The 23,205-nt window shown below is 47.8% G+C and carries 19 protein-coding genes; 14 read left to right on the forward strand and 5 right to left on the reverse strand.

Translation table 11 applies throughout. The features are described from left to right. Positions 1 to 25: 25 nt before the first annotated feature. Together BM202_RS12845 and BM202_RS12850 are read right to left on the reverse strand one after the other, a co-directional pair. Positions 26 to 985 carry an ABC transporter substrate-binding protein gene (locus tag BM202_RS12845; protein ID WP_093827244.1) on the reverse strand — a complete coding sequence of 320 codons (960 nt, stop codon included), beginning with the start codon at positions 983 to 985 and terminating at the stop codon, positions 26 to 28. Between the two features lie 243 nt (positions 986 to 1,228). Continuing rightward, complete coding sequence (locus BM202_RS12850) at positions 1,229 to 2,002, reverse strand: NUDIX hydrolase (protein WP_093826614.1); 774 nt, start codon at positions 2,000 to 2,002, stop codon at positions 1,229 to 1,231. Between the two features lie 85 nt (positions 2,003 to 2,087). Between BM202_RS12850 and BM202_RS12855 the strand changes: the two genes are divergently transcribed. Genes BM202_RS12855 through BM202_RS12865 form a run of 3 tightly spaced genes read left to right on the forward strand, consistent with a single transcriptional unit; the run spans position 2,088 to position 6,814 of the window. Then, complete coding sequence (locus BM202_RS12855; RefSeq protein WP_093826616.1) at positions 2,088 to 4,877, forward strand: PQQ-dependent sugar dehydrogenase; 2,790 nt, start codon at positions 2,088 to 2,090, stop codon at positions 4,875 to 4,877. A 60-nt stretch (positions 4,878 to 4,937) separates the two neighbouring features. Next, the gene (locus BM202_RS12860; protein WP_093826617.1) at positions 4,938 to 5,963 is read left to right on the forward strand and encodes a sugar phosphate isomerase/epimerase family protein; all 1,026 of its coding nucleotides are present in this window, start codon (positions 4,938 to 4,940) and stop codon (positions 5,961 to 5,963) included. Between the two features lie 11 nt (positions 5,964 to 5,974). Beyond that, positions 5,975 to 6,814 (forward strand): ThuA domain-containing protein, encoded by an 840-nt coding sequence (locus BM202_RS12865; protein WP_093826618.1) that lies wholly within the window; start codon positions 5,975 to 5,977, stop codon positions 6,812 to 6,814. Positions 6,815 to 6,860: 46 nt separating this feature from the next. On the opposite strand, the gene BM202_RS12870 is transcribed toward BM202_RS12865, so the two are convergent. Then, positions 6,861 to 7,724 (reverse strand): polysaccharide deacetylase family protein, encoded by an 864-nt coding sequence (locus BM202_RS12870; protein WP_093826620.1) that lies wholly within the window; start codon positions 7,722 to 7,724, stop codon positions 6,861 to 6,863. A gap of 129 nt (positions 7,725 to 7,853) precedes the next feature. Further along, positions 7,854 to 8,780 carry a polysaccharide deacetylase family protein gene (locus BM202_RS12875; protein WP_093827246.1) on the reverse strand — a complete coding sequence of 309 codons (927 nt, stop codon included), beginning with the start codon at positions 8,778 to 8,780 and terminating at the stop codon, positions 7,854 to 7,856. A 171-nt stretch (positions 8,781 to 8,951) separates the two neighbouring features. On the opposite strand from BM202_RS12875, the gene BM202_RS12880 reads away from it, so the two are divergent. The 11 genes from BM202_RS12880 (at position 8,952) to BM202_RS12930 (ending at position 21,467) form a co-directional block, all read left to right on the forward strand. Then, positions 8,952 to 10,091: an NAD(P)/FAD-dependent oxidoreductase gene (locus BM202_RS12880; protein WP_093826621.1), complete on the forward strand. Its 1,140-nt coding sequence runs from the start codon at positions 8,952 to 8,954 to the stop codon at positions 10,089 to 10,091. Between the two features lies 1 nt (position 10,092). Further along, the gene (locus BM202_RS12885; protein ID WP_245776650.1) at positions 10,093 to 10,797 is read left to right on the forward strand and encodes a methyltransferase domain-containing protein; all 705 of its coding nucleotides are present in this window, start codon (positions 10,093 to 10,095) and stop codon (positions 10,795 to 10,797) included. Beyond that, the gene (locus BM202_RS12890; RefSeq protein WP_093826623.1) at positions 10,794 to 11,846 is read left to right on the forward strand and encodes a type III polyketide synthase; all 1,053 of its coding nucleotides are present in this window, start codon (positions 10,794 to 10,796) and stop codon (positions 11,844 to 11,846) included. The genes BM202_RS12885 and BM202_RS12890 overlap by 4 nt, the downstream gene beginning before the upstream one ends. After that, complete coding sequence (locus BM202_RS12895; protein ID WP_093826625.1) at positions 11,840 to 12,640, forward strand: SDR family oxidoreductase; 801 nt, start codon at positions 11,840 to 11,842, stop codon at positions 12,638 to 12,640. Before BM202_RS12890 ends, BM202_RS12895 begins: the two co-directional genes overlap by 7 nt. Before the next feature lie 7 nt (positions 12,641 to 12,647). Next, positions 12,648 to 13,094 (forward strand): 3-hydroxyacyl-ACP dehydratase FabZ family protein, encoded by a 447-nt coding sequence (locus tag BM202_RS12900; protein ID WP_218160544.1) that lies wholly within the window; start codon positions 12,648 to 12,650, stop codon positions 13,092 to 13,094. Then, entirely contained in the window at positions 13,087 to 14,358 is a 1,272-nt protein-coding gene (locus tag BM202_RS12905; RefSeq protein ID WP_093826629.1) for a beta-ketoacyl-[acyl-carrier-protein] synthase family protein, read from the forward strand. The genes BM202_RS12900 and BM202_RS12905 overlap by 8 nt, the downstream gene beginning before the upstream one ends. 7 nt (positions 14,359 to 14,365) lie before the next feature. Further along, complete coding sequence (locus tag BM202_RS12910) at positions 14,366 to 14,623, forward strand: acyl carrier protein (protein WP_093826630.1); 258 nt, start codon at positions 14,366 to 14,368, stop codon at positions 14,621 to 14,623. Next, the gene (locus BM202_RS12915) at positions 14,620 to 15,240 is read left to right on the forward strand and encodes a 4'-phosphopantetheinyl transferase family protein (protein ID WP_093826632.1); all 621 of its coding nucleotides are present in this window, start codon (positions 14,620 to 14,622) and stop codon (positions 15,238 to 15,240) included. The genes BM202_RS12910 and BM202_RS12915 overlap by 4 nt, the downstream gene beginning before the upstream one ends. A 174-nt stretch (positions 15,241 to 15,414) precedes the next feature. Then, entirely contained in the window at positions 15,415 to 16,884 is a 1,470-nt protein-coding gene (locus BM202_RS12920) for an amidohydrolase (protein WP_093826634.1), read from the forward strand. A 158-nt stretch (positions 16,885 to 17,042) separates the two neighbouring features. After that, complete coding sequence (gene aspS / locus BM202_RS12925; RefSeq protein WP_093826636.1) at positions 17,043 to 18,812, forward strand: aspartate--tRNA ligase; 1,770 nt, start codon at positions 17,043 to 17,045, stop codon at positions 18,810 to 18,812. Between the two features lie 405 nt (positions 18,813 to 19,217). Next, positions 19,218 to 21,467 (forward strand): sialate O-acetylesterase, encoded by a 2,250-nt coding sequence (locus tag BM202_RS12930; RefSeq protein ID WP_093826639.1) that lies wholly within the window; start codon positions 19,218 to 19,220, stop codon positions 21,465 to 21,467. Between the two features lie 125 nt (positions 21,468 to 21,592). On the opposite strand, the gene BM202_RS12935 is transcribed toward BM202_RS12930, so the two are convergent. Further along, a complete protein-coding gene (locus BM202_RS12935) occupies positions 21,593 to 23,020 on the reverse strand; it encodes a sulfatase family protein (RefSeq protein ID WP_245776651.1) in 1,428 nt (475 codons plus the stop codon). Between the last annotated feature and the right edge of the window lie 185 nt (positions 23,021 to 23,205).

The raw sequence follows: 23,205 nt of genomic DNA on the forward strand, positions 1-23,205 counted from the left end.
GAGATTGTCTCCAGATGTGAATCTGTTACCAACGTATCAGCGCGGGTACACCGGCCAGGAATTCGTTTGTAAACAGCGTGTCGACATCGAGTCGTTGAATCAGCTCCCCGCTGAGATCGGTAAGCATATGGTTGCGAATCATCCAGTTGACAAACGACACCCAGATATTCCGGTGCATGAATCCCCAATGCCCTTCGCCATCCAGATAATACCCGGAGACGATCTGCTGGCTTTGTTCCACAAAATTCCGGTTGGAGAGCGTTGGGTGATTGGCCGTTTTGATCAGAATCTTGGCAGCTTCGTCTGGATTTTTTACAGCAAATTGAAAGCCTAAGGCTGTTGCTTCCAGAAACTTACGTAGCGCATCCGCATTTTTGTTCGCCCAGTCGCGGTGAGTCGTTAGTACGGGGTTGTAGCCGTACGGAATTTCGTATTCGTCGAACAGAAACTGATTCAGATCTACGCCTTCAATATCCGCCCTAACGCCTTCCCAGGTCAGCCAGCACCAGGCCGCATCCACTTCACGCGTCAATAACGCCCGCCAGATACCCGACCAGGGAGATTTATGCGGAATAAACTGCCCCCGACCGTCGTCGTTCTGAATCATTTGGCGGATAATATCATCCTCATACCGGGCGCCGTAGGAGGCATATACTTTGCCATCCAGCTGCTTGGGGCGATCAATACCACTCTCCTTGAGGGTTACGATAGCACTAATGTCGCGGGCAAGAACGGTAGCAATGGCTAGTAAAGGAATGCCATTTGTCTGGTAGCTAACAATACTTTCTGAAGGCGTAATGGCTAGTTCAGCTTCACCGAGCGACAATCTTCGGGCGGGTGCTTTCTGGTAGTTATCTTCTTCAGGGCTTATAAAGACTACGTCGAGCCCGGCTCTTTCGTAAGATCCTTTGGCTAGGGCCACATAGAATCCGGTATGATTGGTGTTTGGCGTCCGATCGAGGGCTAAACGAATTTGCGTATTCATATTCTTCAGTACTGCTACGGCTTCTTTAACCATCCTGATGATGGAAGGTTTTTGTATTCTCCCACCTGGTTGGCAATACGCAAAATTACAACTTTGTCCTTATTACTACGTAGTACTGCACGGAATACCGGTTGCCGTCGAGCCTCCAGCACAGGACTTCACCATTGAACAAATTATTAACCACAGAGGCCCGGAGAACACAGCGGCAAAAAGTAGTATTTTGAACCTCTGTAGGACGTATCATTACCCCACAAACAGAATTTCGTCTCGCAGGGCTTTTTCGTAGTTTTCCTTATTGAACCGGTACAGGTAAGGGGCCTTATGGGCACCACCGGTTTTGCGTTCCTCCAGGCGCTCCAGAATACCGTAACCAAGCATCCGTTTCTGGAAATTCCGGCGGTCGAGCGATTGGCCCAAAATTGTTTCGTAGAGTTGCTGCAAGTCGGGCATGGTAAACTTGTCGGGCAATAGATTGTAGCCAATTGGCTGATAACTAAGCTGCCGACGTAACGTTTTTAAGGCCAGGGTGATCATATCATTATGGTCAAAAAGCAACAAAGGAATCTGATCAATATCCCACCAGCAGCACTCGTCCGTAAATAAGTCGGGGGTAGGCGTCGCTCCGGCAAATTCGACCAGCGCATAATAACCCACCGAAACATCCCGGCTGGCAAATTCTTTTAAATCCTCCTCGGGCAGCCCTAGTTTGCTTAACGTATCATGTCGGCTGAAATGGGTATAGCGATCTACATCCCCGAAAGTGTGAAACTGTTGCAGGAAAATCTCGCTCAGACCAGTACGTTCCCGCAAACTCCGATAAGCTGCAGCTTCCATGTTTTCTTCGTGACGGATTCGCCCTCCCGGCAGGCACCACTTATCTGTTGTCTTCCAGCGTAATAACAGGACTTTTAACTGACCATCATGAAAGCCAAAGATGACAAGGTCTATTGATACGGATGGTAAATAATTTGTCTTAAGGTCGAAAATCAGCCGTTTGAGCTCTTTTTGGTACTCCATGATGGAAAATTAAAACTTTTTATAGTGTGTACATTCAACACAATGAAAAATAATTCTTATCATTGTGTTGAAAATACGCATTAAAATGAACTCCAACTCCTTTACCTCACAGTCGTATCGAACGGTAGCTGCGTTGTGTGTCGGTGCAATAGGTCTCTGGGCTTATTCGGCAAAGCCCATGGTCGATCCCGGCGACCTGCCCGACGAAAACCGCTTCACAAAGGTAGTGCTGGCCGAAAAGCTTAACGAGCCGCTAGAAATGGCCATCTTGCCCGACGAACGCGTACTCCTTGTTGAACGGCACGGCGACGTTCGTTTGTATTCGCCAACGACCAAACAGCTCAAAACCATTGCGACGATTCCGGTCAGTACCAAGTATAAGGATAAAGAGGGACACGAAACCGAAGCCGAAGATGGACTTTTGGGCGTCAACATCGACCCTAATTTCGAGAAAAATCACTGGATTTACCTCTATTATTCCCCCGCCGGTGCCGAGCCTAAGAACATTCTGACCCGCTACGAACTGCGGGGTGATGAGCTGGTTCTTTCCTCTAAAAAAGTTTTGCTAGAAGTCGTGACCCAACGCGAGCAGTGCTGCCACACGGGCGGCTCAATCGACTGGGACCGCGACGGCAATCTATATCTCTCAACCGGCGATAACACCAGCCCCCGCGCTACGTTGTATGCGCCCATCGACGAGCGGCCCGAGCGTGGCCCCTGGGATGCTCAGAAATCATCCGGTAACACGAATGATTTGCGGGGTAAAATTATCCGCATTCACCCCGAAGCCGATGGTACGTATACTATTCCCGACGGCAATCTATTTCCGAAAGGAACGGCTAAAACCCGTCCGGAAATTTACACCATGGGCCACCGCAACCCATACCGTATTTCGGTGGATAAACACACGGGCTACGTGTACTGGGGCGATGTTGGTCCCGATGCCGGTGTAGATTCAGTGGGTGTTGGGCCAACGGCGGAAGACGAGTACAACCAGGCCAAAAAACCGGGCAATTTCGGCTGGCCGTATTTCGTGGGCGACAACAAAGCCTACAACGACGTGGATTTCGCATCGAACAAATCGGGTGCCAAGTTTGATCCGGCTCACCCGTTCAATGACTCACCCAACAACACGGGTATGCGTGACCTCCCTCCTGCCCAACCCGCCCTGATTTCGTACACGGCGGCCGAAACCAAAAAATTCCCCCTCATGGGCACCGGCGGACGTAGCGCCATGGCTGGACCAACGTTTTATAAAGACGATTTTAGAGGTGCCAAACGACCGTTCCCGGATTATTACAACGGGAAAACATTCCTGTATGAATGGATGCGCGACATGATCATTGCCGTTAGTTATGACGGCAAAGGCGACATGACCAAAATGGAACGATTTCTGCCGAATATGTCGTTCAGCCACCCGATTGACATGGCCTTTGGTCCGAACGGCGACCTGTATGTGCTCGAATATGGCACAGGCTGGTTCCTCAAAAATGACGATTCGCGCTTGGTACGTATCGAATTCAACGCCGGAAATCGTAAGCCGAACATCCAACTGGCAGCCAGTCAGAAAGCAGGTGCCGTTCCGCTAAAGGTGAATTTATCGTCGGAAGGCACCAAAGATTTCGACGGTGATGCCATGACATATCAGTGGAAGATCATCAACAAGGCAGGCAATCAGGCAACCCTGCTGAACGAGCCCAATCCGACGTTCACATTTCAGAAACCGGGGCAATACAAAGCAATTCTGACGGTGACCGATGCCAAAGGGCTAAAAGATTCTCGTGAGGTAGACATCATGGCAGGCAACCAGCCGCCCCAGGTGATATTGGACGTAGCGAAAGGAAACAAGAGCTTTTATTTCCCTGGCAAAGCCATTGATTATCAGGCCAAGGTAACCGATAAAGAAGATGGCAGTCTGGCCGATGGCCGTATTAAAGCCAGCCAGGTGATGGTAAAAGCAACCTACCAGGACGAAGCCAACGCCGAAGCCAAAAGCGAAGCCGAACGCGGCCCGGCAGGTCACAAGTTTTCGGAAGCCACGTACTTGTCTACCGGCCAGACGCTCATGGAGAAAAGCGACTGCAAAGCCTGTCATTTTACGGACAAAAAATCGGTTGGGCCATCCTTCACGGACGTAGCAAAACGGTATAAAAGTGATGCAAATGCTGTCGCGAGTCTGTCGAATAAGATCATTAAAGGGGGTGGTGGTTCCTGGGGCGATGCCATCATGACGGCTCACCCGCAGTTGGCGATGCCCGACGCAAACGAGATTGTCAAGTACATTCTGACGCTATCGGACAAGAAAGTGGCAAGTCCATCCCTACCGACGAAGGGCACCTATATTCCGAAAGCCGACGAAAAAGGAGATCTGGTTCTACAGGCTTCCTACAAAGACAAAGGCGCCAATGGGTTACCTCCACAAATGGCCGAACAGGCATTGGTATTACGTAATCCATTGGTAGCTATGGGCATGAGCACCAAACAATCGAAAGGCATCACGCTCTTCAAAATGGGCACCCAGCCATACCCACTTGTGATTGTGATGGCGTCGGATACGTACGTACAATTCGATCAACTCGACCTCACGGACATCAAAACGATGGAGTTCGCTGTGGCGGTTCCTAAAGCGCAACTTATTGCTGTGGGTGGACGCATCGAAATCCGAATTGACTCACCCACCGGTCAGCTGTTGGGCCAGACCGAGGAACTCGTACAGAACACCAGCAGCGATCCCGCTGATATGTTCAAGCCCAACATGGCGAAGGTCACGATTACACCGACAACCGGCCAGCACAATCTATTCTTCGTCTTTAAAAACGAAAAAGCCGGAAAATCACCCCTGTTCGTACCGGCGACTGTTCAATTTTCTAACTAAACTCATCTCACCTCAACCTCTCTCTTTGTTTTAAGGAGAGAGGCTTTTTTTCTGTAACTCATGCTACAATCTCGTCGAAATTTCCTGAATCAACTCGGCCTGACAGCCGCCGGAGTGGGCCTTGCTTCCACCTTTTCAACTGATCTGTTCGCCGAAATGGCACCTACAAAATTCTCTTTCGACATCTCGCTGGCTGAGTTTTCGTTCGCGGGTGAACTGATGTCCGGCAAAATGACCAACATGGAATTTCCGGCTCGTGCCAAAAACGACTTCGGCATCAACGTACTGGAATACGTGTCCATGTTTTTCAATAACAAGCACACGGATCAGACGTACCTGAAAGAACTCAAACAACGGTGCGATGATCTCGGCATGAAGAATAACCTCATCATGGTTGATGGGGCCAACATTGCCGATCTGGATGCTGCGAAACGTCAGAAAGCCGTAGAATCACACTATGCCTGGGTCGATGCCGCCAAATTTCTGGGTTGTCCATCCATTCGGGTCAATTTAGGCGATAGCTCCAAAGCTATGTCGGGCGTGGCTGACGACCCTGCCGCCGAAGCCGCAAAAACGGCTGCCGACGGCTACCATAAATTGCTGGACTATGCGGCTAAATCGAAATTGGATGTCATTGTCGAAAATCACTTTGGTAATACGACGGATATCGACTGGCTTGTTGGCGTGTTGAAACAGGTAAATATGCCCAATATGGGACTCCTGCCCGACTTCGGTAATTTCTGCGCGCAACGTAGCAAACCGGAAACCAACGACATCAAGGGGATTATGGGAACGAAGTGCATCAAGGAATTTGACCGCTACGAAGGTGTAAAAAAGATGATGCCGTATGCCAAAGGAATCAGTGCCAAAACCCACAAATTCGATGCGAATGGCAATGAGACCGAAACGGATTTTATGAAGATGTTCAAGATCATTAAAGACGCGGGTTTCAAAGGCTACGTAGGCATCGAATATGAGGGGGGCGTTATCGGCATGTACAATCCAACCGGTGGTTATTTACCAACAAATGACGGCATCCGCGCGACGAAGACTCTACTCGAACGTGTACGTACTGAGCTTGCCTAACATCAAGATTCATGCTTCGCAAAACCCTGAAAATTCTGCTGGGGATAGTTTTGTTTCTGGTGCTGTTGGTGGGCGGATTCGTCGTCTTCGGGATGTATGTCACCCGTACGTTGCCCTGGCAGAAACCGGTATTTGACTCCGTTCTTCCAACCGATCCGGGTCAGGTTGGAGCCAAGGGCGTACTGATTTTCTCGAAGACCAACGGCTTCCGTCACGAATCCATAGAACCTGGTATCGAAGCCCTCCAAAAAGTAGGCAAGGAAAAAGGCTGGGACGTACGGACCACAGAAAACGGTGCTTTCTTCAATGACAATTACCTGAGTCGTTTCAAAACGGTGGTTTTTCTGTCAACCACGGGCGACATTCTGACGCCGGAACAGGAAAAAGCGTTTGAGAAATTCATCGAAAATGGCGGTGGATACGTCGGTATTCATGCGGCTTCCGACACGGAATATAGCTGGGACTGGTACGACCACATGCTCGGCACGCACTTCCGCGACCACCCACTGTATCCGGAGCACACGCCCGAAGCTGAAGTGATTACTGATATTCGCGATCACCCGACAACCCAACATTTACCTGCCAAATGGCGGAAAGTCGATGAGTGGTATAACTTTAAACAAAGTGTCCGGGGAAAAGACAGCATCCAGGTATTGCTGACCTTGAACGAAGCCACCTACAAAGCTACCTGGCCGAAAGCAATGGGTGGCGATCACCCCATTTCATGGACCAACGCCGTGGGTAAAGGCCGCGTTTTCTACACCGGCATGGGCCACACCAACGAAACGTTCACCGACAAATATGCCATGCCGCATATTGTAGCCGGTATCGAATGGGCTGGCCGGTTTTAACGTAGTGGTTTGGCGTAGTCAGAGACTATGCCAAACCACTACGTTTTTACTTTTCCAAGTCATTGTACCCGATTAGTTGAATCCCTTTATCCTTGATCACTTCCTTGACGCGCGGGCTCGTCCAGACATCCGTTACGCCCTGACGATCAGCCGCTACGTTCTCATAGCCAATGTGATGAATGGCCTGTACTTCCGGCGTATTGAGCCCAGGGTGATCGACAAAAATGTAGGTCTTTCCAGCTTCAAGACTTTCGAGCATCTTCATGAAGCTTTGCAGCTTTTCCTCAGACGTAGCGTGTGCGCCTACATAACCCACATTTGCAACGCCAATCTCGCCAAGACGCATGTCATATTGCGGGATGTGATACTCCTGCGCGAGCTTTTTGACGAGCGCTTTCACATCGTCATCCAGACTCGTGCACCCCATATGTCCGGAAAAATGGCTTATCCGGGGGATTTTCTTCATCGCCAGTTCAATCTGGGCCCGGAATTCTTTCTCGACCTCGGCCAGTTTCCAGTCGTTTTCCGACACTGAGCGTTTGGGGTAGTTTTTGTTAGGTCGGATCATCGGATAAAAATAGCCATCGGCGTCCCGCAAACTGGGGCAGTCGGATAGCGGACGCCATTTGATGTTATCCCATTCACTGGTTAGTGTTAAATGGATACCCACATCGGCCGTTGGGATTTGCTCCAGCATTTTGACAGCTTCGGGGAACCAGGGCGAGGGAACAAGTACTTCTATCGACTTCTCAATACCCTCTTTGTAGCATGTCAGAATCGCTTCATTTCCGGCATGCGAATACCCCATATCATCTCCCCGAACAATCAGGCGGGGAGGACTTGATTGCGCTTCAGCAGTATATAGTCCTGAAAGAATAAGCAATAAGGTAAGCAGTGTTTTTCCGGTCATCAGGTGTACGCTTATTTTTAGTAACTAAAAGATAGATCTGCCCGATAAAATACTGTGTGCCAACGTAGCGAATGGTTTATCATAAAAAAAGCGGCCTAAGCCGCTTTTCATTCAGGCAGAATGCCAGAACTACTTATCATCAAAACTCTCAATCATATTTCGGTAAAACGTTTTGGCACTCCACTGACCACCCGCAATAATACGTCGAACGGTGTATAAGGGCATCTGATCATCCCGTTTATCAGCCAGGGTAAACGCAGCGGCATAGCCTCTTTTTTGTATTTCAGGCAAGGCTTCCTTGTTCCAAAGCCCAAACGGATACGCAAAGTATTTCACGGGTTTCCCGATAATACCTTCCAGCTTGGTTTTTGGCTCTTCAAGCTGAATTTTCCAATCCTCGCCCTGGTATTTCTTTACATTATGGTGATCCCAGGTATGTGCACCAATGGTATGTCCCCGATCGGATAGGTCTTTAATTTGCGTCTTGTCCATATACGGCTGTTTCCCCCGGCGGCCAATGGCAACCGTCATAATGAAGAACGTACCTTTAAACCCATGCTTTTCCAGAATGGGGGTTGCGGTTTCATATTGATCGAGATCGCCATCGTCGAACGTCAGCATGACCGGTTTTTTGGGCAGTGGAGCGCCCGTCGTCATGTAGGCATAGAGTTGATCGGGCAGAATCGTGTGATAGCCACTATCGGCCAGAATTTGCATCTGTTCCTGGAAAGCCGCTGTCGGAATAATGTAGTCCTTCGCACTTTTGGAATCCTTCGGACGCCAGTCACGAATCTGGTGATAGCACAGAATCGGCACCTGGGGCCGGGCTAGAATCGTTGCGGCATCCGCGATCTTACTGGCAGGAATACTGGAAGGATCAGGCCCCGACGTAGCGGTTTCGGCCCTTTCCTTGTTCGACTTATCAGTCGTCGTAGAATCGGTTGTGGCTGAGTTCTCCGAAGCAGAACCATTTGATTGACAACCGGTTAAGCCATTAGTTAATAGAACAGACAGGCCAATGGCCGTTGCAATAGATAGTATTTGACGCGTAAACATAGTAGAATAATATACCCCAAACTTACTGAATTCTGAGCGGCTTACATTAACCATCGGGTTAAAACTGGTGCAGAGGACTATAATAACAATGTAAGCCACCGGGTTACAAACAAAAAATCAGAACATGTTGCCCGATGCGCTTGTTTACCAGAAATATAAAGGAAATGACCAATGACAGAGGATGCCGACGTACTAATCATTGGTGGTGGATTGGCAGGATTAACAGCAGCTATTCATCTGGCTAAGCATCATGTACACGTAATCCTGATCGAAAAACAGGCCTATCCGCATCACAAAGTATGTGGTGAGTATATCTCGAACGAAGTACTCCCCTATCTGCAATTTCTCGGTATCACGGTCGACGACTTGAACCCTTCCCGCATACATCGTTTTTTATTGAGCACTGTTTCCGGGAAAACCATAGAAACCGATTTACCCTTGGGTGGATTTGGCGTGAGTCGATACGCGTTTGATCATTTTCTATACAAAAAAGCACTCGCTTTGGGTGTTACCGTTCATCAGCAGCAGGTTGTGGATATTCAGTTTGCCAACGACGTATTCACGGCTACAACCGACGATGGCGAGAAATATACAGCCCCTATGGCGATTGGCGCCTACGGAAAACGGTCTGCCCTGGATAAGCAATTGCAGCGTAAATTTATTCAGAAAGAATCCCCCTGGCTAGGCGTAAAAATGCATTATCAGGCTACATTCCCCAACGATCTGGTATCACTCCATAATTTCGATGGTGGTTATTGTGGCCTGTCTCAAGTAGAAGATGGCATAGTAAACGCTTGCTACCTGGTCAGTTATTCCAGCTTCAAGAAGTATAAAAACGTGAAGTTATTCCAGGCCAATGTTCTGTATAAAAATCCTCATTTAAGAAATTTCCTATCTGGTGCTACGGCCTTGTTTGACAAACCACTGGTGATTAGCCAGCTTTCGTTTTCTAAAAAAGAACCGGTAGAAAATCACATTCTTATGTGTGGCGATACCGCTGGACTTATACACCCACTTTGCGGAAATGGTATGGCCATGGCCATTCACAGTGCTAAACTCGCATCAGACTTACTTATTAGGTATTTTCAACGAGAAATAACCAGCAGGCTAACCGTGGAAAAACAATACATTCTTTCCTGGAACAATGAATTCAAAAGGCGCCTGGCTATTGGCAGGTTATTACAATCCGTTTTATACTATCCTGCCTTAACGAATACGTTACTCAAAAGTCTGCAGCTAACGCCCAGGGCATTACCCTTACTTATTGAACAAACGCATGGAAAACCGTTAATTATCGACCTGGATGGATAGTATGTTCGTACAACGTACCAATAAAGAAGAAATCATGGACAATTTTTCGCTGGAAGGCGAAGAGTTGCGCGATGCGTTGGATAAAATCGCTGTAATTAATCAGTGGCTGGGTGGCAACAAAATTACGCTTGATGGTATAAAAGAATTGATTAAAAGTCAGCCGCGCGATAAAGTGATCTCCATTGTGGATATCGGCTGTGGAAATGGGGATATGTGCCGGGCTGTTTCCGAATTTGGAAAACAAGAAGGCTTTAAATTTAGTATTCTGGGAATTGATGCCAACGGCTTTACCGTGAATCATGCGAAGGCCAGTTCTACCGCCTACCCCAATATCAATTATGCCGTTTTAAATGTCTTTGAAGAAGAGTTCGCCACGATGAACTATGACATTGCCTTGTGCACCCTGACATTGCATCATTTTGCGGATCAAGAAATTATACACATACTGAATGTATTTTCCAGCAAGGCTAGGCTCGGCGTTATTATCAACGATTTACAACGTAGTGGTCTCGCGTATAGGCTGTTTCAGCTCATTTGTTTTGTATTTCGGCTAAATCCAATGTCACGAGAAGATGGATTAACATCTATTCTCCGTGGCTTCAAAAAACATGAGTTAGCATCTTTTTCGAGACAGTTAAAACTCAAACAGTACAGCATTACCTGGCGGTGGGCTTTCCGCTATCAATGGATTATCAACAACCTATGAGTGTAAAAATAACAACGGTAGCAAAAGCTTTACCCCAATACTGGCGGCATACAAACGAAATTTTACCTTTTCTGGATGAATGGTTAGCGGGTCAGGACGATCGCTTTCAGCGGAAAGTGAAAAAGATATTTGAGAATGCTGCGGTCGATACGCGCTATTCCATTATGTCGCCAACGGAGGTTTTCAGTAAGACTTCATTTGAAGAAAAAAATGCCATCTACGCTCGTGAATCAATAAAATTAGGGGAAGACGTTTTTAAGAAAGCCTTACATAAGGCTAATTGGAACGTAACGGATATTGATTATTTAATTACCGTAAGCTGCACGGGTCTGATGATCCCTTCGCTGGATGCTTACTTGATCAACAGCCTGAAAATGCGTCAGGACGTAGTACGTCTTCCTGTCACGGAAATGGGCTGTGTAGCGGGCATATCCGGACTAATTTACGCGAAGAATTTTTTAAAATCGAATCCTGGAAAACGGGCTGCTTTGCTCGCTGTAGAATCGCCAACCGCTACGTTCCAGTTAGACGATTTTTCAATGGCCAACATCGTCAGTGCCGCAATTTTTGGTGATGGAGCAGCCTGCGTTTTACTTTCTTCTCACGATGAGGATGAAGGACCAGAAATTGTAGCCGAAGAAATGTATCATTTTTATGAGGCTACACATTTGATGGGCTTTAATTTAACAAATAGCGGTCTACAAATGGTATTGGACAAGGCCGTTACGGATACGATTGCTACCCATTTCCCGGCAATTGTCCAGCCATTTTTAGAAAAGAATCAACTGACTATTAATGATATTTCCCACTTAATTTTTCATCCGGGAGGACGTAAAATTGTTGAGGTTGTACAGGAGCTTTTCGGTAAGCTGGGTAAGAATATTGACGACACAAAAGAAGTACTTCGGCTCTACGGAAATATGTCGAGTGCGACGGTTCTTTATGTACTGGAACGCTTTATGGAAAAACAACCAGAAAAAGGTTCTTATGGGCTCATGCTAAGTTTTGGTCCCGGCTTTTCAGCGCAACGCGTTTTATTAAAGTGGTAAACGAATTTAGCCATACCAACTATTGGGCACTTATCCTTGGTGGAAGCAAAGGATTGGGGCTGGCCACGGCAAAGAAATTGGCCAGACATGGTATGAATATATGCATTGTGCATCGTACGCTAAAAACCGATCTCCCTAAGCTGGAAAAAGAATTAGATAGTATTAAAAGCGAAGGTGTTTCGTTAAAACATTTCAATATTGATGCGACGAATATCGAAAAACGCCACCATGTCATTGATACGTTAAAAAAAGAACTGGGTGCGCACGAAAAAGTAAGAACACTGATTCATAGTATTGCGAAAGGGAATTTGAAACCGATGCTCTCGGATAATCAGACATTTCGGCTAAAACACGACGATTTCCAATTAACTATCGACGCCATGGCCATCAGTTTATATGACTGGACAAATGACCTGCGAAACGCTACGTTATTTTCGGCCGATGCACGTATCATTAGTTTTACCAGCGAAGGAAGCACCAAAGCCTGGAAAAATTATGCAGCTGTTTCGGCAGCAAAGGCAGCACTGGAAGCTATTTCCAGAAGTATTGCCTTAGAAATGGCGCCCCTGGGCATTCGGGCAAATTGTATCATGGCGGGCGTGACCGATACCACTTCGTTAAGGATGATTCCTGATTCGGATATTTTGATGAATCACAGCAAACAAAAGAACCCGTTTTCGCGATTAACAAGGCCGGAGGACGTAGCAAATGTGGCTTATTTGCTTTGTAAAGACGAAGCGTCATGGATTAACGGTACGGTTATTCCGGTCAATGGCGGTGAACATCTTCAATAACAAACGCTTGAAAAATTTTACCCATATTCAGTCGAAGCTCCCTTACAGCAAACCTTTTCTGTTTGTTGATGAATTGCATGCCGTCACCGAGAATGGTATCGAAGGCAGTTACACATTTCCTGCCGATTCTTTTTTTTACAAAGGACATTTTAAAGATAAACCCGTAACACCCGGTGCTATTCTGACGGAGGTTATGGCGCAGATAGGCGTCGTTTGCCTGGGGATTTTCTTGTTAAATGACTCACTTACAGCTAATACAGAAATCGCTATGACATCCACCCAGATCGATTTTTATAAACCTGTTTTTCCAACCGAAACGGTTACGGTTCGGTCAGTGAAAGAATATTTCCGGTTCAATAAATTGAAATGTAGGGTGGAGATGGTCAATACCAGCGGGGAATTGGTCTGCCGGGGCACTATTTCAGGAATGATGAAAGCAAACAATCATGCGTAATCGGGTCGTTATTACCGGGCTTGGCGTAGCGGCTCCAAATGCAGTAGGCATACCTTCTTTTTCAGCCGCTATTAAAGAAGGCAAAAGCGGTATTTCCTTTCTACAGGACTTAGCGGATTTAACGTTTTCCTGCCAGGTTGGCGGCATCCCGCCGGTTACAGAAGCCATTAAACATCAATACTTTACGGAATTACAACTGCGTCAGCTTAATAGCAGTGGCGTTGTGTATGGTGTCATAGCGGGCGTTGAAGCCTGGCAAAATGCGGGGCTTCCTATAGCCACTGACGAGCCCGATTGGGAGAACGGCGTCATCTTCGGAACCGGCGTTTTGGGCGTCGACAAGTTTCGGGAATCGATTTATAAAGTAGATCAGGGACAGGTCAGACGGCTGGGAAGTACAGTTGTGTTACAAACGATGACCAGTGGAGTGAGCGCTTACTTGGGCGGAATATTGGGCTGCGGCAATCAAATCACCGCTAACTCGTCGGCCTGCGCCACCGGAACCGAAGCGCTTCTACTGGCTTACGACCGCATCGCAAATGGTAATGCAACACGCATATTATCAGGCAGTTGTAACGATCATGGCCCCTACGTTTGGGGTGGATTCGACGCCATGCGTGTGATGCCTTATCAATACAACGATTCTCCGCAACAGGCATCCAGACCCATGAGTGCGTCGGCCAGCGGCTTCGTGCCCGGTAGTGGCGCCGGTGCATTGGTATTGGAATCGCTGGACAGTGCGCTGGCACGTAACGCTCATATTTACGGCGAAGTGTTGGGCGGCCACATCAATTCCGGTGGGCAACGGGGTGGCGGTTCCATGACCGCTCCCAACGCGGTTGCCGTAAAACGCTGCATTCAAAAAGCCGTAGAACAGGCTGGAATTCAGGAGAAAGACATCGATCTTATCGACGGTCATTTAACGGCCACGAGTAAGGATGCCGCCGAAATAACTGCCTGGAGTGAAGCCCTGCAACGTAGCGGAGCCGATTTCCCTTACATTAATTCCCTAAAGTCGATGGTTGGTCATTGCCTGAGTGCAGCCGGCAGCATTGAATGCGTAGCCGCCGTTCTGGAACTATCCGAAGACTTTATTTACCCATCGCTCAACTGCGAAGATCTGCATCCCGACATTTCAGCCATCATTGCGCCCGATCGAATTCCGCATCAGCTCATTCAGAGACCTATCAATGTCATTGCAAAAGCCAACTTTGGGTTTGGCGATGTAAATGCTTGCGTTATCTTCAGGAAATTTCAACCGTAAACACACTATGCAGACGAACGAAGAATTGATTATAACGCTGAAAAAAATCGTAAAACCATATGTTCAGGATGAACAGGCATTCGAAAACGTAACCGAGAATACAGACTTTATAAAAGATCTAAAAGTAAATTCGGCAAACCTCGTTGACATTGTGCTGGACGTGGAAGAAGCCTTCGACATAGAGATTGACAATGCCTCTATGGAACGTATGCTTACAGTAGGCGCTGCTATCGACATTATTACCGAAAAACTAGCCGCAAAATGATCGGCAATGACATTGTTGATCTGGCTCAGGCGAAACAGGAAAGCAATTGGCGACGAGCCGGATTTCTGGATAAAGTTTTCACGGCCCATGAACAGCAACTAATTCACTCGGCCAACGATCCGGATTGCATGGTCTGGCTCCTTTGGAGCATGAAAGAAAGCGCTTATAAACTGGTGAACCGACAAACAGGAAAACGCGTATTTGCTCCTCAAAAGCTAGTCTGCCATCTTGAATCGACAGGTTCAGAAACGGCTGTGGGGACTGTTTTTCAAGAGAGAACGTATTATACCAAGTCAGTGATTACCAATCAATACGTAGCGACCGTAGCATTTACAGTAGCTGATTCACAACCTATTGATCAGTTTATTATCCCATTCAGCAACACTACGTATCAAACACAGCACACTGTTATTCGGGCTACCATAAAGCAACAATGCGCTGCCCGTCTATCTGTTTCAGAATCAACAATTTGTATCTACAAAAATGAATCATGTGTCCCTATAGTACTTGTTAAAGATAGGTTAGGATCCCAACTAAAGCTGCCACTTAGCATCAGCCATCACGGCCACTACGGTGCTTATGTCGTTGAGCTACCCACAACGACATCAACAATATAATAAATCAGTCAACGCGCATTTTAACATAAGATCGATTGCCTTTTGGCACCGAAACCAACTATAATTGGGTATTATTTGGCGAGTAACTATAATATAGCGTCGATAGGATTGCCGAGTCAGCGTTTTTGATCTATTTTTATCAATTCGTAACTCCAATCATCTGAAGACAACCCAATGAAAACACAGTTTCTCACCGCGGCTTTACTCCTTCCACTGCTGGCCGTTGCCCAGACTAAACCCAAGAAAGCGACCGTTCCGGTTGTTGACAAAGACAAGCAAACCATCATTGCTGATCTGGACAAACGAACTCCTGAATATGCCGGTATCTCCAAACAAATCTGGGACTTTGCTGAACTAGGCTATCAGGAAGAGAAAAGCTCAGCCTTGCTCGAAGAACAGTTGAAAAAGGAGGGCTTTAAGGTAGAAACGGGCGTCGCCGGAATTCCCACCGCGTTTGTAGCGACCTACGGCTCAGGCAAACCCGTCATTGGCATTCTGGGTGAATATGACGCCCTACCCGGTCTGGCCACCGAAGCCAAACCCGTGTTCACCCCCATCGCCGGTCAAAAAGGCGGGCACGGTTGTGGGCACAATCTATTTGGCACAGCTTCCATGGCCGCTGCTGTTGAGATAAAAGACTGGCTTAAATCATCGGGCCACTCGGGTACCATCAAAATCTATGGCTGCCCAGCCGAAGAAGGCGGTTCAGCTAAAGTGTACATGGTGCGGGAAGGATTATTTAACGATGTAGATGTTGCCCTTCATTGGCATCCAGGGGCACAAAATGCCGCCGATGCCGGAACGTCTTTAGCCAACAAGAATGCCAAATTTCGCTTTAAAGGGATTGCGGCTCACGCAGCAGCTGCGCCCGAGCGGGGTCGGTCGGCGCTGGATGGCGTGGAAGCGATGGACTACATGGTCAACATGATGCGCGAACACATCCCCTCCGATACCCGGATTCACTACGTTATCACTAAAGGTGGAGAAGCCCCAAACGTGGTTCCGGCCAATGCAGAGGTATATTATTATGCTCGGCACAAAGATCGGGCGGTCGTACAAAGTGTCTGGAAACGCATTGAGAATGCGGCCGAGGGAGCTGCCAAAGGAACGGGTACGCAGGTTACCTGGGAAGTATTGGGTGGCGTTTATGATCTGTTGCCAAACGTGACGCTGGCCGAAGTAATGCACCAGAACCTCACCACGGTGGGTGGCGTAAAATACACGCCCGAAGAAACTGCTTTTGCCGAGAAAATCAGTGAGACATTTGGCGACCAGAAAGTACCCGTCACGAATGCAGCGTTAATAAAAGACTTCCGCGATGCTTCTGAGGGTGCCATCAGTGGTGGCTCTACAGATGTGGGCGATGTCAGTTGGGCAGTTCCAACAGTAGGTTTATCCACCGCTACGTGGGTACCCGGCTCATCAGCGCACAGTTGGCAGTCAACGGCCGCCAGTGGCATGAGCATTGGCCAGAAAGGTATGATCGTAGCGGCTAAAACGCTAGCCTTAACCGCGCTCGATCTTTACAAAACGCCCACCCTTATTGAGAAAGCGCGCGCCGAATGGGTCAAAAAGCGGGGCGCGGATTTCAAATACGAAGCGTTACTCGGCGACCGGAAACCGGCTTTAGATTATCGGAAATAAGGGCGAAACCCACAAGGTTTTAGAAACCTTGTGGGTTTGTCCGTACCTTTGCGGCAGAATTTAAAGAGTGGATGAGCGAATGGATAAAATAGCAGAGAAAATACGGCTACAGACATTTATTCGCTCATCTACTCTTTCACTCTTTCGCTCATTAAAAAATGCTTCGAACGCATACGTGCGGGGAACTCCGCCTTACCGACGACAACAAAACCGCCACCCTATCTGGCTGGGTCCAAACTATCCGCGACAAAGGCGGTGTACTCTGGATTGATCTCCGCGACCGCTACGGAATCACCCAGCTTTTGCTCGAAGACGGGCAGACAGCCCCCGAACTCTTTACTATTGCCCGATCGCTTGGCCGCGAATTTGTTCTGAAAGCAACGGGAACGGTGATCGAGCGGAAATCGAAAAACCCAAACCTCCCAACAGGCGATATTGAACTGAAGGTGACGGCTTTAGAGGTATTGAACCCGGCCAAACTACCGCCTTTTCTGATTGAAGATGAAACTGACGGAGGTGATGATCTCCGCATGAAATACCGGTACCTGGATCTTCGCCGGAATCCGGTTCGTCGGAGCCTCGAACTACGTCATCGCATGGCCCAGCAAACCCGGGTGTACATGGATGGCCAGAATTTCATTGAGGTTGAAACACCGGTTCTGATCAAATCGACGCCCGAAGGAGCGCGGGATTTCGTGGTGCCAAGCCGCATGAACCCAGGTGAGTTTTATGCGCTTCCCCAGTCGCCCCAAACGTTCAAGCAATTGCTGATGGTATCGGGTTTTGACCGGTACTATCAGATTGTGAAGTGTTTCCGGGATGAAGATCTTCGTGCCGACCGCCAACCCGAATTCACCCAGATCGACTGTGAGATGTCGTTTGTGGAGCAGGAAGACATTCTGAATATGTTTGAAGGGCTGGTACGCCATCTGTTCAAAGCGGTCAAAGGCATTGATATGGCTACAGTTCCCCGCATGACCTACGCCGACGCCATGCATCGCTACGGTTCCGACAAACCCGATACGCGCTTTGGCATGGAATTCGTGGAAATCAAAGGACCATTCGATACCATCGACATGACGTCGGGCAAAGGCTTTGGCGTATTTGATGCAGCCGAATTGGTCGTGGGTATCAACGCGCCGGGTTGCGCGCATTACACCCGCAAGCAACTCGATGAACTAACTGATTGGATTAAACGCCCGCAGATTGGCGCGAAAGGCCTGATTTACGTTCGGTACAACGAGGATGGCACCTTGAAATCGTCTGTTGATAAGTTCTATTCAGAGGCTGATCTAAAGGGTTGGGCTGTTCACTTCGGTGCCAAGCCCGGCGATCTGATGTTGATTATTTCGGGCGATTGTGCTAAAGCCCGCAAACAACTGAGCGAGCTGCGTCTGGAGATGGGTAGTCGGCTAGGTCTGCGCGATCCAAACGTTTTTAGTACGTTGTGGGTGCTCGATTTTCCGTTGCTGGAATACGGCGAAGAAGACAATCGCTGGTTTGCCATGCACCACCCGTTTACGTCGCCCAAACCAGAAGATATTCCTTTGCTCGACACCGACTTAGGCGCTGCTCGAGCCAATGCCTATGACCTGGTCATTAACGGTACTGAAGTGGGTGGTGGTTCTATCCGAATTTTCAACCGCAACTTACAGGCCCGGATGTTCAGCATTCTGGGTTTCTCGGATGAAGAAGCAAAAGCACAGTTTGGCTTCCTGATGGATGCCTTCGAATTTGGTGCACCACCCCACGGTGGGATCGCCTTCGGTTTCGACCGACTGTGCTCGCTCTTTGGGGGCGCTGACTCGATCCGTGATTTCATTGCTTTCCCCAAAAATAACTCGGGCCGCGACGTAATGATCGACTCGCCATCAACGATTAGCCAAGCACAGTTAAATGAGTTAAAAATTGCTACCATTAAAGCTTAAATGAGAATAAATAGTTAATAATATCTCATAAATATAAAAATACATCTATAGTCTAGTGAAAGTATTGTCATATTGGCTTACTTTTGCTAGACTATATTTGTATTTTATCTACACCTTCCAAAAAAAATACAGCCGTGACATTATGTTTGGTGCATCGTCTGTACAAGTAAAGCCTGGTTGAATAAAGTGAAAAACTACGGCGGTTCCCTCTTAAGAAACCAATACCAGATGTCATAATATTTGAATAGTAAACTATGAGCTGGTGAAAAAAGTAATACATTTTACCAAACCAGCTTAACCAGTAATTACGTAGATTAATCTTTGGTTGCCCTAAGAACTGAAGTGTGCAAATCTGCGTAAGTACGTAGTGTATGTTACCTATTACCGCTTATCCAACGACTTTGCATGAATCTACGCAACCTCTACCTTTGGGGTGTTATGTTTTGTTTATCACATAACATTTCCTTTGCACAACTTACCATTACTAGTCCGGTTCCCCGGATGGTTTTCCAACGAAATCAGGCCAACCAGGCCACTATAGTTATATCGGGACTAGCTTCTTCGGCAGCGGCAACAGTCGAAGCCCGACTTGTGCCTATGGCTGCTGGCCAGGGGCAAAGTACAGCCTGGGCTACGCTTGCTTTTTTACCTTCGTCTAAAGCTTTTCAGGGATTAATAACAGCTAGAGCTGGATGGTACAGGCTCGACGTACGATCAAAAGCAGGATCTGTGGTGGTTGATCAGGCACAGGTCACCAGAGTGGGCGTTGGTGAAGTATTTGTTATCTCAGGACAATCTAATGCAGTTGGCGGTTTTCAACGCGAGCCAGGTGCTGCCGATGACCGGGTTTCCTGCCTGGATTTTCGTCAGAACAGCCTTGATGAGCAATTGTTACCATTGGCTTTTAGCCATGCTAGTTATGGCGCCAGCATTGGGCCCGGTCAGCCTCCCCATATCTGGGCTGGGCTGGGCGACAAACTTGTTAGTAGACTCAATGTGCCTGTTCTCTTTTTAGGAGCAGCTCAGGCTGGCTCCTCCAGTGACCAATGGAAACAATCGGCAGCAGGTGTCACAGACGCATCGGGCCAGCCGTTTCCATATCGGCGTCTGGGTGTTGTCTTGCAACATTACATTGCCCGAACCGGCATGCGGGCCGTTCTCTGGCACCAGGGTGAGGGCGATATTGGTTCGTCTAATGCAACGTATTTCAACAATATTCAATCCATTATCCAGAAGAGCCGACAGCAAACAGGCTTCTCTCAACTGCCCTGGGTCATATCGCGGGTGAGTTATACACAGGGACAAACGAATTCCAACGTCATTGCGGCCCAGAACCGGCTTGTTTCGGAAGTTAATGACGTATTTGCCGGTCCATCTACCGACGATCTAATCGGCTCCGACAATCGTCTTGGTGATAATGTTCACATTGCAAACAATGGGCTGGCACGCTTCACAGACCGCTGGAATCAGGCGCTGACCGACGATTTTTTCGCTCGCTCAGTTCCCTTTTCCTCCCCTAATACGTCTGCATTAATAACAGACGGTTATGCGCTTCCTCTAAAACGTCGGGCCGGTGAAACGATTCAGGTACCTTCCCTACGTAGTGATGCTCATGAAGCGGACAATGCTTATTTTGTAGAGCTACTGCGGGCCGCCGACAATAGCGTAGTCAGTTCATCGCCCCAGGGAACGGCGAATCCGCTTACATTAACCCTCCCTGGAAATTTAGCCGACGGCCAATATCGGGTACGAACCGTTTCGACTCACCCCGCCATAACCGGAACGCTCAGTGAACCCTTCACGGTAGACTATTTTGCTTCACCATCAACTAATTCTCCAGCCATCGTAGCCCCCATTGTCGGTGGTGTAGCTGATCCGGCATTACAACGATTCGGGTATCGATATGAGAGTGATAGTCATGGCTTCTATTTAATAGCGCAATCCAGCGTCCCCGTAGAAGGGCGGGTTGAGCGGATTGATGGAGGAGGTTTTAATAGCTCAAACTGGCAGTTGTCATTACCCAGTAATCAGGCGCCTGATTACACCGACTTTGCCGATTATAACAGGATTCTTAATTATCCCCCTCCTTACCCTTCATCTGGTGGCGTTGAGCCAGGGCGCTATCGGCTTTCTGTACGACGACAGGGCGATACAGGGGCAGGATTCTGGTACGAAACTACTTTACAGGATGGTCGGAATACGCTCTTTCAGCGTATGGAAATTATGTCTCCCGACTTGGTTCCCATTGTTTACACACAATCTTATTACCAGAATGGTACAGCAAATTTCGGTATGGTAGTAGATGTTTACGAAATAAATTCGGTAGCTACTAACGGGCTGATTACCCTCTATTTAGCCAAAGATCCGCTTGTCAAATTAAACTTTTCTTCGGCTAGTACTACCATAAGTAATCGGTCTGTACAAAACAATGCCTGGGTCTTTGATGCAACATCCAATCCTGACTTCTATGTGTTAACTACTAACCAGGCAATTGAAGCTGGAGGCAAACTTTCGGTGGGCATTACTGGTGTATACTCGCCTGGTCAGACCAAGAGTACCTTAACCCTGGGAGCCACTATTGTAGGTGGCAGTGGTGGTGAAGTGAATATCACGAATAACTCAGACACCGACAGAATTGACTTTTTTGGTTACTGATTCTTTCTGGACAACTAATCAGGCTTAGAAATTATAGCCTGATTAGTTGTGAAGCCAATGCTACGTGGCACTTAAGTCTGTAAAATACCCTGGAGAAATTCGTATTCAGTTTCCAGAATCTGCAGTCATTTACCAATCCAGGGGTCCTGTGTTTGCTGTTGAAAGCGTCTGAGTTTAGCTTGCATCTGCGTCAATTTAGCCCGATACGCAGGATTCGTAGCTAGATTATGTATTTCGTCCGGGTCGGCCTGAAGATCGTATAGTTCAAAACGAGGTCGGTGCAAATAAGCGACAATCGTTCGTTTGCCGAATTGTTTCTGCTTTGTCTGGATAACGTCTTGCCACGTAAACGACTGATAAAGATCAAGTGCCATAGGATAGGGCAACGAGTGAGCCAGGTTGAAAATCAATTTGTACCGACGTTCGCGCACCACACGCATTGGATAGTACATCGTTATTTCATGCAGTGAATGAGACCCATAAACTTCGTCCCAGCCTGCTACGTCTTCCTGCTCAATAATAGCCTTGAACGAACGCCCCTGTTGTTGTGCACCAGTAGTCTGGGCATCCGCAATGTCCAGCAGGGTAGGTGTGATATCAGCCCATGAAATCATAGCCGCCTGCACAAACCCGGGTCTCTCTGGTTTCGGCAATTTAATAATACATGGCAAGCGCATCCCAGGTTCATATAGATTCGTTTTCGATCCCGGAAACGGAGCACCATTATCTGATAAATAAACAATTACTGTGTTGTCGTACCGACCAGTGTCTTTCAGGTAATCAATCAGGCGGCCAACACCCTGGTCAAGACGGCTGATTGCCTCGTAATACTGAGCCAGTTCGGTTCGACAGGCTTTGGTATCAGGCAGATAGGCTGGCACTCGAACCTCCCGGGGTTGGTAGAAATGGTCACCAACCTGTGGATACCCACCGGGCCGGTTACCGAAAAGGTTAGGTTTCGACCCATCAAAAATTGGTGAACCATCAGGTGCTACGGTATTACTCCGGTGCGGGTCATCGGTGGCGAAATACAGAAAAAACGGTTTATCCGATTTTTCGTCAATAAACGGGTAGCACTCGCGGGCCATTTCCACCGGGCTGCGGCCAATCGATGCCGGATCGTTGACGCCACCAGCCTTGAGGACTCGCTGGAAATGGTATACCTGCTCTGGTGCTACGTGTAGTTTGCCAATCCGGGCTGTTCGGTAACCCGCCTGTTCCAGCAAAACAGGCAATGATCGTATTGTGTCGAACGAGCTGAAATGATGCTCCTGATGTTGCAGACCATACATTCCGTTAGCATGATTATGCAAACCTGTTAATAATACAGATCGACTGGGGCTGCAACTGGCCGTTGTACAAAAAGCGTGCGAAAAACGGGTTCCCTCGGTTGCCAGTTGGTCAATATGGGGTGTTCGGACGGTAGGGTTTCCATAACAACCAACGGCTTCGCGACCATGATCATCCGCTACGATCAGAACAATATTCGGCCTCGCGGCAACCGGATGGTTTTCTGTTTGTACAGGGGATACATCTCCAATTGTTGATCCCATCAGTTGAAGAAGGGTTGAGAATACCAGAAAGGAAGCCCCTAAAGACGTACTACTCATAGCAATTATTGACACATAACCCATGACTATTTATTAAGTAAGTGCTTTACGAACAATAAGTTACATATTTACTGGAAGATATTTTATTGGCAATTGAGTAAAAAATAAGTTACCTTCTAGTAAATTGC

It is taken from the genome of Spirosoma endophyticum, from assembly GCF_900112365.1.
Taxonomy (GTDB): domain Bacteria; phylum Bacteroidota; class Bacteroidia; order Cytophagales; family Spirosomataceae; genus Spirosoma; species Spirosoma endophyticum.

Coding starts and splice junctions, on each gene's coding strand:
- BM202_RS12845 (WP_093827244.1), bottom strand. CDS start 985: ATGAATACGCAAATTCGTTTAGCCCTCGATCGGACGCCAAACACCAAT.
- BM202_RS12850 (WP_093826614.1), bottom strand. CDS start 2,002: ATGGAGTACCAAAAAGAGCTCAAACGGCTGATTTTCGACCTTAAGACA.
- BM202_RS12855 (WP_093826616.1), top strand. CDS start 2,088: ATGAACTCCAACTCCTTTACCTCACAGTCGTATCGAACGGTAGCTGCG.
- BM202_RS12860 (WP_093826617.1), top strand. CDS start 4,938: ATGCTACAATCTCGTCGAAATTTCCTGAATCAACTCGGCCTGACAGCC.
- BM202_RS12865 (WP_093826618.1), top strand. CDS start 5,975: ATGCTTCGCAAAACCCTGAAAATTCTGCTGGGGATAGTTTTGTTTCTG.
- BM202_RS12870 (WP_093826620.1), bottom strand. CDS start 7,724: ATGACCGGAAAAACACTGCTTACCTTATTGCTTATTCTTTCAGGACTA.
- BM202_RS12875 (WP_093827246.1), bottom strand. CDS start 8,780: ATGTTTACGCGTCAAATACTATCTATTGCAACGGCCATTGGCCTGTCT.
- BM202_RS12880 (WP_093826621.1), top strand. CDS start 8,952: ATGACAGAGGATGCCGACGTACTAATCATTGGTGGTGGATTGGCAGGA.
- BM202_RS12885 (WP_245776650.1), top strand. CDS start 10,093: ATGTTCGTACAACGTACCAATAAAGAAGAAATCATGGACAATTTTTCG.
- BM202_RS12890 (WP_093826623.1), top strand. CDS start 10,794: ATGAGTGTAAAAATAACAACGGTAGCAAAAGCTTTACCCCAATACTGG.
- BM202_RS12905 (WP_093826629.1), top strand. CDS start 13,087: ATGCGTAATCGGGTCGTTATTACCGGGCTTGGCGTAGCGGCTCCAAAT.
- BM202_RS12910 (WP_093826630.1), top strand. CDS start 14,366: ATGCAGACGAACGAAGAATTGATTATAACGCTGAAAAAAATCGTAAAA.
- BM202_RS12915 (WP_093826632.1), top strand. CDS start 14,620: ATGATCGGCAATGACATTGTTGATCTGGCTCAGGCGAAACAGGAAAGC.
- BM202_RS12920 (WP_093826634.1), top strand. CDS start 15,415: ATGAAAACACAGTTTCTCACCGCGGCTTTACTCCTTCCACTGCTGGCC.
- aspS (WP_093826636.1), top strand. CDS start 17,043: ATGCTTCGAACGCATACGTGCGGGGAACTCCGCCTTACCGACGACAAC.
- BM202_RS12930 (WP_093826639.1), top strand. CDS start 19,218: ATGAATCTACGCAACCTCTACCTTTGGGGTGTTATGTTTTGTTTATCA.
- BM202_RS12935 (WP_245776651.1), bottom strand. CDS start 23,020: ATGGGATCAACAATTGGAGATGTATCCCCTGTACAAACAGAAAACCAT.